Origin of the sequence: Streptomyces sp. (assembly GCF_031181705.1) — a bacterium.
In the GTDB taxonomy this organism is placed as follows: Bacteria; Actinomycetota; Actinomycetes; order Streptomycetales; family Streptomycetaceae; genus Streptomyces.
In genome coordinates this window covers 1-9349 of the sequence record NZ_JAPSKN010000037.1, presented here as the reverse complement: position 1 = coordinate 9349, position 9349 = coordinate 1, and the positions used below count along the sequence as shown (strand labels likewise).

Genomic DNA, 9349 nt, shown 5'->3' with positions numbered 1-9349 from the left:
TGGGTGATGCGGTTGCCGCGTGCCGAGTTGCAGCGGCGGTGTGCGCTGCGGGCGTTGGCGGGGTCGAGGAGGTCACCGCCGAGGCTCAGCGGGATGGCGTGGTCGAGGGTGAAGGCCCAGCGGCTGCGCTGTGCGGCGTAGCCGGTGAGGCTGTAGTCGATGGGGTGGCCGCAGCGCCAGCAGGGCAGGCCGAGGGCGCGTTGCTGGGCGCAGAGTCTGCGGTAGGGGCGCCCGTTGCGGGGGTTGCCGGTCACGGGCGCCCTCCCTGGGTCTAGTTGCCGCCGATGCTCTCGTTGAGTTCACCGTCGTCGTACTTGTCCAGCAGGTCCTGATCCTGCTGGGGCATGTCGTCGATGGCGTTGTTCAGGGCCCAGCCCATGAGGAGGGTCTCGTAGTCCTCCTGGCTCAGGTCCTTACAGGCGTCGGGCCGGTTGGTCTTGGTCGCCGCCGAGGTGAGCGCCTTCTCGCAGTCGGCCTGCTTCTCGGCGTCGGACTTGCCGCAGCCGGCGGTGAAGGCAGCGAGGGCGAGCAGGGCGGCGGTGAGTGCGGTGCGGGTGCGCATGGTCCCCCCAAGGACGTTCAGTGCTGAGGGGGCATCATGCCGCGCCGTGTGCGTTGCGTGCGCAGTGCGTGTCTGTTCTGTGACGTGACCCGCTGCCCGGCGCTTGCCCGCGCCGCGGCGTTGGGGCGCCTGCGGGGGCTCGCCGCCCGCCGGGCAGCGGGGGCTATGGGGTGGCGGTGTCGACCAGGCGCAGGGCGCGGGCCCGGGTGGCGAGTTCGGCGCGGGCGAGGTCGGTCCGGTTGTAGACGGGGTGGCCGCGGTCGTCGAGGCCGCAGGGGGCGAGGTGGCCGCGAGTGCGCCACTGGCGGATGGTGGCCGGCTGGACGGCGGCGGCGCCGGCGGAGACGAGGCGCCGCCATGTGGTGGCGAGCTGGGCGGCTTCAGCGGTGGTGAGGTGGTCCATGGTCACCCCCTGGCCTCATGCGGAAGCCCCGGGCGTCGGCGGCTCCGGGGCTGTATGGGCACACGTGTTCTGCTGGCAAGAGTGTGACGCTAGGTAGCGATCTTTGTCCAGCGGCGCGCGTCGGCCCGCCCTGCTGGGGTGCGGGGCGGGCCGTGTGAAGCGCCGACCGGGAGTCGGTGTGCGTGTCGGCGTCAGTGTGGCACGGGGGTGCGACAGCGGTTCGGGGCTCACTTCTCTCGGCCGGGACTCTTGCGGTAGCTGCGGCGGCCCTCGAGGGCCTCGGTCGCGGTGGCGCCGGTCCAGCGGTTCACGCCGCCTGCGGTGTCGTCGGGGGCCGGCCAGCGGCCCCGGGCGCGGTCGGCGCGGATGGTGGATGCGGTGATGCCGACGCCGGCGGCCTCGAGCTGGCGGGCGGTGTAGAGGCGCGTGGGCTCTAGGGCGGGGGCCTGACGGGCGACGTGGTCCCGGACGAAGTCGGCGATGTCCTGGGCGCTGTACTCGTTGTACCGGCCGCGCCTGTCGACGGGGGCGGGCCACTGGGGGTGTCGGGCCCAGGTCTTGGTCACGGTGTGGAGGCTCACGTCGTAGGCCTCGGCGATCTCGGGATTGATCAGGCGGGGTGCGTCTACCATTGGGGCGGATCTCCTTTGCGGAGTGTTCAACTGGCGGGGCCGACGCTCTCTCACCCTCAGCTTGCTGGGGTCAGCGTCGGCCCCTTCTGTGTGCGCTTGTGGGTTGAAGATCCCAGGAGGAGAGGGTGCCCGCCCCGGCTGGCTGCCGGGGCGGGCGGAAGGGTTACGACTGGCTGTCACCCAAGTCGCCGTCCTCGATCATCTCGATCCAGGAGACGAGCCGGTTGAGTGCGTACTCAACGACGTCCAGTCGCCAGGGGGCGGGTCCTGCCATCTTGGTGAGGGCGAGGATCTCGTAGGCGGCGAACCATTCGAGCACCATGTGCTCGTAGGCCCGCTTGTGGTCCTCCTCGATCGGCTCGTCCTCGATGAGCTTGCGCGCCCGGCTGAGCGCCATCAGGCACTCGGTGGGCTCCCCGTCGACCGCCTGGACCAGGTCCGGCAGGACGATGGGGACGGGGAGGTCGGCCAGGAGCCCGGCCACGTAGGCGTAGGCTCCAACGGCGGCCTCGGCGAGCATCAGGAACCGCTCCTTGTCGTGGTCTGCCACGACGTCTCCTCTCTGGAGTTTTCAACTGGCTGTCAGATCCGGGGCTCTCACCCCCCGCCCTGACGTGTCTAACTTTACAGCACTCACTTCTAAGATTGCAACACCCCTGCGCGGGAAAGAGGAACGCCCCCGGCTGGCTGCCGGGGGCGGGGTGTGTCAGTCGCCCGCTCGGGGTGCGAGCCAGGCGCTCAGGCGCTTCAGCGACTCCTCGGCGTGGGCCAGGTTCAGCCCAACCGCGTCAGCCCGGATGTCCGTGTACCTCGCCGCACACAGGGCGTAGAGGTCGATGGCCGCCAGGAGGTGAATGCAGCCGACGACCAGCTGCGCTTCCTGGGCTTCACCCATCGGCTGATCCTTGGCGAGTGCCGCTGCCCGCTCGATTGCGGGCACCGCGTTGGTGGCGGGGACGTTCCGGTCCGTCGGCAGGCCGATCGGGACGGGGAGCATCTGGCACACGTCGACCAGGAGCGAGTAGACCACCGAGATCACGTGGGCCAGGGCCCCCATGGTCTCGTCGTTGCGGTCAGCCATGGTGACTGTCCTTCCTCTGTGGAGTTTTCAACTGGCTGCCAGGTGCGGGCTCTCACCTCCGCCTCCCTGACACGTCTAACTTTACAGCACTCACTTCTAGAATTGCAACACCCTTCGGAGGAGGTCGGCCCCCGGGCCTACAGGGGTCCGGGGGCCGTGGGTGCTGCTACGCCAGCTGCCAGCCGGACAGCCGGTCGTCGTCGTCGACGTCGGCTGTCAGTCGCTTCCCCGGCAGGTCGCTCACGGGCACGCCGATGGCTGCGGCGATCTCGGCGGCCGGGTAGCGGGCGGGCTCGCTGCGTTCCGACGGCGGGACGTCGGCGACGATCTCCGCCTCCTCGCCGAACAGCAGCAGGACGCGGACGGGCACACGGTCGTGGGACATGGGGTGATCCTCTCTCGGGGTGCGGCTCAGGCGGCCGCGCCGTCGGTGGTGCTCTGGTGGGTCTGCAGGAAAGCTGCGGCGTGCTCGGTGTAGCTGTCGGGCTCGAGGTGGTGGCCGCAGGCCTCGCACGTGATCCCCCATAGGCCGTCGACGGCCACCAGGGCGAACGCGCCGCACTGCGGGCAGGGCGCGCCTTGCGGGTGGCTGTGCGGGACATCGTGGGTCAGGTCGCGGACGCGGTCCAGTAGCGCGCCGAGCTGGCGGTGCATCTCGCCGACCCAGGGATGCGCAAGGGCGTAGGGCAGGTATCGGGTGAGCCAGGTGCACCACCCGGTGATGGTCTCGCCGTGGCATGGCCAGGCCTGCTCGCACGGCCGTACGTGGGCGGTGCCGTGGCGGTCCCGGGCGACGGACGGGTAGGTGTAGGCGATGTGGCCGGCCCAGGCGCCGAGGAGCGCGCGGATGGGCACGGTTCCGTCGTCGTCGGGGCTGCGGGGGTCGGCGTGTCCGGGGCCGAGCAGGGTGAGGACCCGAAGGTCGACCGGGACGGGCGCTGTAGGGCGGCCGGTACCGCCGAGCCGGCCCTGGGCGGGCGCGCCGGCGGGGGTGAGGAACCGCTGCAGCAGGAGTGCCTGTGCGGGCAGCTCGGCCAGCCAGGCACGGAGCTCGGCGGCGTGACGGGGGCAGGCGTGCAGGCCGGCCTCGGTCGCCCGGCGGCAGACGGCGCACATGCTCATGGGGTGCTCTCCGGCGGTGAGTGATGCGATTGGTACTGGCGAGTAGGGGTGAGGGCCTCGCGCGCCTGCGATCGCGCACGCGGAACGCAGGCGCGCGTGCGCGCGAAGCGGGATCAGTCTTCGGCTGGGTGGCGGGCGGTGGGCAGCGCGTTGATGGCATTCAGGGTCGCGAGGTCGGCGGCCCGCTGGCGGACGAGGGCGCGGCGTTCGCGGTAGGCGTCGCGCAGGTCGATGATGCGGGCAATGAGGGTGTACAGGCCGGCGCCCAGGGCGACGACGACGACCAGGCCGACGACGACGGCGAGGCCGCCGATGGCGGCGACGGTGAAGACCTGGGCGGGTGTCACCGGGCGGCCCGTCCTCGGCGGCGGTCGCCCAGGTCGCGAAGGACCTCGTAGGTGAGCAGGGCTGTGGGCACGGACCCGATGGCGGCCCACCCCCACTCGCCGCGGGCGGCCGCGGCGATGACGGAGGCAGCGCAGAGCAGGGCTACGAGGGCGGTGCCGACGATGGCGCGTCTGGTGGGCACGCGGTTCTCCCGGAGGTTGGGGGCGATGGTGAGGCCGGAGTCGTGCAGGTACTCGTCGATGCGTACGGCGACGTCGGCGGGGTCGAACGGCTTGGTGGGGTCGGTGGTGGTCCACCAGTCCCAGAGGGCGTCCTCGACGATGCGGCGGGGGCTGGTGGCGTGGGGTGGTGGCTTCACGGGGTCCTGCCTGGGGTGGAGTTGTGGGTCTGGCGGATGCGGGTGATGGCGGCCACGGTGGTGTCCAGGTGGGCGACGATCTGCCAGTCGCTGGCGCCGAGTTCGATGAGCTGGGTGATGGCTGCGGCCCGGTTGGTGGGGGTGGGAGTGCGGGCGATGCGGTCGGCGAGGTGGGCGCCGGCGATGCAGCCGGGGACGGCGCAGGCGGTGCGGATGTTGCCGAGCTGGGCACGGCCGTGGTGGCGGCGGAACATCACCTCGCGAGCGCTGTAGCGGCGGCCTTGCGCCTCGAACACCGGGGCGCGGCCGCGCATGGGGCCGGTCCAGCGAACGTGTCCGTCTCCGTGGGGTTCGGCGTACAGCGCGAGGGCCTCGTCGACGGTGCGTGAGGGCCTGTCGGGGCGGGCGGTGGGCAGCTGGTGTTCCCTGCGGACCTGGGCGATGCGGGAGTAGCCGACGCCGGTGAGTGTGCGGATCTCGACGGCGGTGAGGTTGGCGCGGATGAGCTCGGCGATGGCGTCGTCGGTCGTGGTCATCGCTGCCACCGGTGCGGTCGTACGCCATGGCGGCCGCGGCCGCCGGCTGGGGGCTGCTGGGCGCGGCGGGGTGCGGGCACGGGGCAGGTGGCGATGTGGGGCATGTGGAGGTTCTCGCCGGCCTCGGGGGTGCCCCGGTCCTTGGTGAGCTGGCGGACGAGGTAGCGGCCGGTGTGGTCGACGCGCACGGCTTGGTTGCCGTTCGGGTTGCGGGTGGCATCGACGGCCTGGGTGCGCTGATGGGCGGTGATGCACCACAGGACCTCCTGCAGGCATCTGGGGCAGTGTCCTGGCCCGTTGGGGGCGGGCGGGCGCGCGGTCGGGTAGGGCATCGCAGGTGAGCTCCTTCCGGGTAGGTCAGGCGGTGTCGGGTGGCAGCAGGTGGGCGTGATCGCCGGTCCAGCGGTGGCGGTAGGTCCGCGCGGCGTCGTGGGGCCGCTCGCGGGCGACGAGGGCTCTCCAGCCGCCGGGGTCAGGTGGCGGGCCGATCCGGCTCGGTGGGGGCGCTGAAGGCCTGGCGTAGGGGGTGGCGCGGGGTGGCGTAGCGGGGTGGCGTGGTGGCGCGGGCGCCGGGCTCGGAGCCTCAGCGGGGTTCGGGCGCGTGCGGTGGTCGGCGCAGGCCTTGCAGGGGGCGCCGGTGTGGCGCATGAACCCCCTGACGCAGTCGGTGAGGCCGCAGGGGCCGGGGCGCGCGGGCAGGGCGGCGCCGAGGATCCACCGGCCCGGGTCGCGCAGGTCCTCGTGCGGGGTCCAGGCCCGCAGCAGGCGCAGCTGGTCGGTGATGTCCTCGGCGAGTACGCCGGTGTCGAGCTGGCGGGCGACCTCGCGGGCGATACGGCGCAGGACGAACGGCCTCAGCCCGGGCAGCAGGTCCTGTACGGGCTCGAGGACGGCCCAGACGCGCGGGTCGAGGGTCACGGGGTCGCTGTCAGCCGGACGGGGCCCGGGCGCAGGCCGGAACGTGTCGGGCACGTGGTTACCGGCGGTATCCACAGGCGGCGCGACCCACTTACGGTCACCTCGCCTACGGCGGAAAGCACCACCGGCCCCCGTCATCTCGTCAGTCAGTCCAGCGTCTTCCTTGATCGCGAGGGATCCGCCATCTCCTCCCGCACCCGATCCGCCATCTGTGTCCGGTCGGTCGGGCTGCTCGGCCACGGGCCGCAGGGGGTGGTCGTGGACCTCGTAGGCGTGGCGGCCGTGGGCGCCGGCGCGGCGGTGCACGGTGATCCAGCCGAGGGCCTCGAGCTCGTCGGTCATGCGGCGGGCGGAGCGCTCGGTGACGTCCAGGAGCTCGGCGAGCTCGGCGGCCGTCACCGGGGTCCGGGTGGCCGTCGCGTAGGTGAGGGCGCAGTACAAGACGAACAGGGGGTGACGCAGGGCCTTGGCGGCCGTCACGGGGACGTAGGCGAAGTGCTCGGTGCGGCCAGCCGGCCGCACGCGCCGCTCGGCGGTCTCGCCATCGCCGTCGGATCCCGTACGGCGGACCGTGAACAGCTCGGGCGCGCCGTCCGGGCCGGGCGCGGCGAGCTCGGCCAGGTACCGCTCGGCGGTCCTCTTGGCGTCGCCCATGTACCGGGCGAGGGTGGCCACCGATGCGGTGCAGCCCTCGCAGCGCTGGGCGAGCGCGGCGACCTGGGCGTAGTAGGCGACGGCCCCGGGCGAGTAGCGGCCGCTGCCCCAGATCCTCCGAGGGACCTTCACCTTCTGCCGGTGCCACGGCGGCAGGTCGGCAGCTGCCCGGGCAACGCCACCGGCCCCGCCACTGCTGTGGCGGGGCTCGGCGGCGGCGGGCAGCTGCGGCACGGTGTCCTAGTTCTGGGTGAGGTCGTCGCTGGCGGGGACGGTGCTGGCCACGGGCCGGACGAGGTTGACCGGCCGGGCGAGCTGCTGCGGCTGCCATGTGTTGAGGCTGGGGCGGCGGATGAAACCGGCGTGCTCGAGTTGGTACAGCGACACGCGGGCCTGCTTGGCGCTCAGGTTGGTGCGGGCGCCGAGGCGGTGCGCGGTCTGCGGCCCGTGGGCGGGCAGATGGCCGGACGCGTCCGCGTAGCGCGCGAGGGTCAGGGCGACCAGGCGGGCGTTCGCCGGCAGCTCGCTGGCGAGGACGTCGTCCTCCCAGCGCTCGCGGTCGAACGGCGGCCGCGGCGGCGGGGCCAGGGCAGCGGGCGTCGGTATGGCTCTGATGAGCGATTCGGTCATCTGGTCCTCCCAAGGGGGCGGGTGTGGTGCCGGGCCCCAGCAGGCGGGGCCCGGCACGGGTGATCCGGGCGTCAGGTGGTGCCGGTGGGATCGGTTTGGCCAGCCCGGTGCCAGGGGCTGTGTCGGTCGCAGAGCCAGCCGGACGGGTACAGGCGCGCGCGGGTCAGGGAGTGCCAGCCCGTCGGGGCCTGGCACTCAGGTGGCCGTTGGCGCGGTCGGCTTTGCCGAGGAGGGACCGGCCGCCCCGGAAGGGGGCGGGGCGGGACGGCCGGCCCGGTCACGGTCGCTCCGCCAGTTCCGGCACCGGCCGGTCGGCCAGCTGCGCGGCCGGGCGCAGCTGCATGGAGCTGATCAGGAAGGGCTGCCCGGGCTGCAGGTCACCTCGGGCCAGGGCCTGGCGGTAGCTGTGCGCCACGGAAAGGACGGCCTGGTGCACCAGCGCCTCGGGGCTGCGCCCGGTCTGCGCCAGCACCGCGAGGTCACGGCGCAGCGCGCGCCACTGGCTCACGTCCATCCCGGCCAGCGGATCAGCAACCCTGCGCGGCAGGCCCGCAGCCGGCGCATCCGGCGCACGTCCCGGCGCGCCAGGCTCGTTGACCTGCGGCGCAACCTGCGCCAAGGGCTCCTTGGTCGGTGGCGCACTCTGCGCCGCTTCGGCGTCCAGGGCCTCCAGGTCCCGGCGCACCGTGTCCTTGGAGACGCCCAGACGCTCGGCCATCTCACGGTGGCTCAGGTGTGGCTCAGCCTGGCGCAGCTGCGCCACTCGGGCGCGGCGCAGATCACGCGCCGACGCCGGCGTCATCGCGCGCCGCCGATGTGGACGGGCCGCCCGTCCCGGACGACAGTGAGCCGGTGCGGGCCCGCCTCGAACCACAACGCCATGAGGGGGTCCGGGTCGTCCTCGATGGCGAAGCAGCCGACCATGTCGGCGAGGAACTCGGTGTCCTCGGGCAGGCTGTGGCACAGCACCTGCATGGTGAGGAACCCGTCGGCCCCGGCCGTGATCTGGTAGGTCTCCCCGAACGCGGCCATCTCGCCGGCGGCCTCGTAGTGCACGTGGACCAGGTCGCCGGGCCGGGCCGGGTACCAGGGTGCGGAGTTGAGATCGGTGTGTCCCTGCTCCAGGGCGGCGATCTCTCCGCCGAGGTCCCGGCGGCGCTTGGCGTCCTCGGCCCGGGCCAGCGGGCTCTGCTCGGAGTCGTCCGTGAAGGGGAGCCGCGCGGCGATCTGCAGGGCGAGGACGTCGACCTGCATGGCCCACGGCTGCGGGGCCTCCGCAGCGGGGTTCTCGATGGGGACCAGGGCGCGGCCGTAGATCAGGTCGGCGGCGGGCACGTCGTCGACGGGTTGCTTCAGGACCTGCGTGATGATCGTCAACGCCTCGGTTCGGCGCATGGTGGTGCTCCAGATGACGTGTGTGGTGGCCGGGCGGGCGGGGCCGGTGTCAGGTCACGGGCCGCCCGCCCGGGGATCAGGTGGTGCGCTCGGACCGGAGGCGGCGCACGGTGGTGGGGACGGCCGCGACCGGGACCGTGACGCGGAATCCGGAGCGGGTCAGCTCGTTGGCCTGTGCGCGGGCGATGCGGCGGAGCTCGTCCTGCTCCAGGCCGGGCAGCTCGCGCGAGAGGCGGGCGGCGAGGACGTCGATCGCGGCCTCAACGACGATCCCGGTGTGGGTCATCAGTCCTCCGGTGTGCTGGTGCGGATGCGGGCCAGGGCCTGGCGGGCCCGGGCGTAGTCCTGGCGGACGTAGGTGGGCAGCCAGCCCGGCACGACCCAGACGACCCAGCGGTCCGGGACGCGGAAGCGGCGGCCGATCAGCTCGTTGGCGACGATGGCCACGGCCCACCAGGCGGCGACCAGCACGGCGAACACGAGGAGCATGATCATCACCATCCGGACCCGCCCCTCTCGTCGAACAGGCCGAGGGCGACGTCGAGGTAGACGGCCTCGGACCAGCGGCGATCAGCCGGCGGCGCCCACGCGCAGCCGACACCGTGCTCGGCGTAGTGCATGGCGATGTCCGCGACCAGGTCCGGGGCGGCGAGGACGTCGACGTCGAGGAGCTCGGCCTGGTCGTCGGCGTTGTGGGCGCTCCAGCCGGT

At 73.1% G+C, this 9349-nt stretch carries 19 protein-coding genes; all 19 read right to left on the bottom strand.

Translation table 11 applies throughout. The features are described 5' to 3' along the window. A partial coding sequence (locus RIN80_RS10450) for an HNH endonuclease (protein ID WP_309095258.1) occupies positions 1-254 on the bottom strand: 254 nt, incomplete at its 3' end. A gap of 17 nt (positions 255-271) precedes the next feature. Then, positions 272-562, bottom strand: coding sequence for a hypothetical protein (locus tag RIN80_RS10445; protein WP_309095257.1), 291 nt, complete (start codon positions 560-562; stop codon positions 272-274). A 163-nt stretch (positions 563-725) separates the two neighbouring features. Then, the gene (locus RIN80_RS10440) at positions 726-965 is read right to left on the bottom strand and encodes a MerR family transcriptional regulator (RefSeq protein ID WP_309095256.1); all 240 of its coding nucleotides are present in this window, start codon (positions 963-965) and stop codon (positions 726-728) included. 227 nt (positions 966-1192) lie between these two features. Then, positions 1193-1597: a hypothetical protein gene (locus tag RIN80_RS10435; protein ID WP_309095255.1), complete on the bottom strand. Its 405-nt coding sequence runs from the start codon at positions 1595-1597 to the stop codon at positions 1193-1195. A gap of 163 nt (positions 1598-1760) precedes the next feature. After that, the gene (locus RIN80_RS10430) at positions 1761-2147 is read right to left on the bottom strand and encodes a hypothetical protein (protein ID WP_309095254.1); all 387 of its coding nucleotides are present in this window, start codon (positions 2145-2147) and stop codon (positions 1761-1763) included. A 156-nt stretch (positions 2148-2303) separates the two neighbouring features. Continuing rightward, the gene (locus RIN80_RS10425) at positions 2304-2678 is read right to left on the bottom strand and encodes a hypothetical protein (RefSeq protein ID WP_309095253.1); all 375 of its coding nucleotides are present in this window, start codon (positions 2676-2678) and stop codon (positions 2304-2306) included. A 166-nt stretch (positions 2679-2844) separates the two neighbouring features. Beyond that, positions 2845-3063 carry a hypothetical protein gene (locus tag RIN80_RS10420; protein WP_309095252.1) on the bottom strand — a complete coding sequence of 73 codons (219 nt, stop codon included), beginning with the start codon at positions 3061-3063 and terminating at the stop codon, positions 2845-2847. 26 nt (positions 3064-3089) lie between these two features. Further along, a complete protein-coding gene (locus RIN80_RS10415; RefSeq protein WP_309095251.1) occupies positions 3090-3800 on the bottom strand; it encodes a hypothetical protein in 711 nt (236 codons plus the stop codon). A 113-nt stretch (positions 3801-3913) separates the two neighbouring features. Further along, positions 3914-4147: a hypothetical protein gene (locus RIN80_RS10410; protein ID WP_309095250.1), complete on the bottom strand. Its 234-nt coding sequence runs from the start codon at positions 4145-4147 to the stop codon at positions 3914-3916. Further along, the gene (locus tag RIN80_RS10405; RefSeq protein ID WP_309095249.1) at positions 4144-4506 is read right to left on the bottom strand and encodes a hypothetical protein; all 363 of its coding nucleotides are present in this window, start codon (positions 4504-4506) and stop codon (positions 4144-4146) included. The genes RIN80_RS10410 and RIN80_RS10405 overlap by 4 nt, the downstream gene beginning before the upstream one ends. Continuing rightward, positions 4503-5042: a hypothetical protein gene (locus tag RIN80_RS10400; protein ID WP_309095248.1), complete on the bottom strand. Its 540-nt coding sequence runs from the start codon at positions 5040-5042 to the stop codon at positions 4503-4505. Before RIN80_RS10400 ends, RIN80_RS10405 begins: the two co-directional genes overlap by 4 nt. After that, positions 5039-5374, bottom strand: a complete 336-nt coding sequence (locus RIN80_RS10395; RefSeq protein WP_309095247.1) for a hypothetical protein — start codon at positions 5372-5374, stop codon at positions 5039-5041. The genes RIN80_RS10400 and RIN80_RS10395 overlap by 4 nt, the downstream gene beginning before the upstream one ends. Before the next feature lie 25 nt (positions 5375-5399). Beyond that, positions 5400-6848 carry an HTH domain-containing protein gene (locus tag RIN80_RS10390; RefSeq protein ID WP_309095246.1) on the bottom strand — a complete coding sequence of 483 codons (1449 nt, stop codon included), beginning with the start codon at positions 6846-6848 and terminating at the stop codon, positions 5400-5402. A 6-nt stretch (positions 6849-6854) separates the two neighbouring features. Then, positions 6855-7244 (bottom strand): hypothetical protein, encoded by a 390-nt coding sequence (locus RIN80_RS10385; RefSeq protein WP_309095245.1) that lies wholly within the window; start codon positions 7242-7244, stop codon positions 6855-6857. 277 nt (positions 7245-7521) lie between these two features. Next, positions 7522-8046 carry a helix-turn-helix domain-containing protein gene (locus RIN80_RS10380; RefSeq protein WP_309095244.1) on the bottom strand — a complete coding sequence of 175 codons (525 nt, stop codon included), beginning with the start codon at positions 8044-8046 and terminating at the stop codon, positions 7522-7524. After that, complete coding sequence (locus tag RIN80_RS10375) at positions 8043-8639, bottom strand: hypothetical protein (protein ID WP_309095243.1); 597 nt, start codon at positions 8637-8639, stop codon at positions 8043-8045. The genes RIN80_RS10380 and RIN80_RS10375 overlap by 4 nt, the downstream gene beginning before the upstream one ends. Before the next feature lie 76 nt (positions 8640-8715). After that, positions 8716-8925 carry a hypothetical protein gene (locus RIN80_RS10370; protein ID WP_309095242.1) on the bottom strand — a complete coding sequence of 70 codons (210 nt, stop codon included), beginning with the start codon at positions 8923-8925 and terminating at the stop codon, positions 8716-8718. Next, complete coding sequence (locus RIN80_RS10365; RefSeq protein ID WP_309095241.1) at positions 8925-9128, bottom strand: hypothetical protein; 204 nt, start codon at positions 9126-9128, stop codon at positions 8925-8927. The genes RIN80_RS10370 and RIN80_RS10365 overlap by 1 nt, the downstream gene beginning before the upstream one ends. A gap of 5 nt (positions 9129-9133) precedes the next feature. Continuing rightward, positions 9134-9349: hypothetical protein (locus RIN80_RS10360; protein ID WP_309095240.1), on the bottom strand; the 216-nt coding region annotated here is incomplete at its 5' end.

Bases quoted from the DNA above. Each gene is read 5' to 3' on its own strand.
- RIN80_RS10445 (WP_309095257.1), bottom strand. From the start codon at position 562: ATGCGCACCCGCACCGCACTCACCGCCGCCCTGCTCGCCCTCGCTGCC.
- RIN80_RS10440 (WP_309095256.1), bottom strand. From the start codon at position 965: ATGGACCACCTCACCACCGCTGAAGCCGCCCAGCTCGCCACCACATGG.
- RIN80_RS10435 (WP_309095255.1), bottom strand. From the start codon at position 1,597: ATGGTAGACGCACCCCGCCTGATCAATCCCGAGATCGCCGAGGCCTAC.
- RIN80_RS10425 (WP_309095253.1), bottom strand. From the start codon at position 2,678: ATGGCTGACCGCAACGACGAGACCATGGGGGCCCTGGCCCACGTGATC.
- RIN80_RS10420 (WP_309095252.1), bottom strand. From the start codon at position 3,063: ATGTCCCACGACCGTGTGCCCGTCCGCGTCCTGCTGCTGTTCGGCGAG.
- RIN80_RS10415 (WP_309095251.1), bottom strand. From the start codon at position 3,800: ATGAGCATGTGCGCCGTCTGCCGCCGGGCGACCGAGGCCGGCCTGCAC.
- RIN80_RS10400 (WP_309095248.1), bottom strand. From the start codon at position 5,042: ATGACCACGACCGACGACGCCATCGCCGAGCTCATCCGCGCCAACCTC.
- RIN80_RS10395 (WP_309095247.1), bottom strand. From the start codon at position 5,374: ATGCCCTACCCGACCGCGCGCCCGCCCGCCCCCAACGGGCCAGGACAC.
- RIN80_RS10385 (WP_309095245.1), bottom strand. From the start codon at position 7,244: ATGACCGAATCGCTCATCAGAGCCATACCGACGCCCGCTGCCCTGGCC.
- RIN80_RS10380 (WP_309095244.1), bottom strand. From the start codon at position 8,046: ATGACGCCGGCGTCGGCGCGTGATCTGCGCCGCGCCCGAGTGGCGCAG.
- RIN80_RS10375 (WP_309095243.1), bottom strand. From the start codon at position 8,639: ATGCGCCGAACCGAGGCGTTGACGATCATCACGCAGGTCCTGAAGCAA.
- RIN80_RS10370 (WP_309095242.1), bottom strand. From the start codon at position 8,925: ATGACCCACACCGGGATCGTCGTTGAGGCCGCGATCGACGTCCTCGCC.
- RIN80_RS10365 (WP_309095241.1), bottom strand. From the start codon at position 9,128: ATGCTCCTCGTGTTCGCCGTGCTGGTCGCCGCCTGGTGGGCCGTGGCC.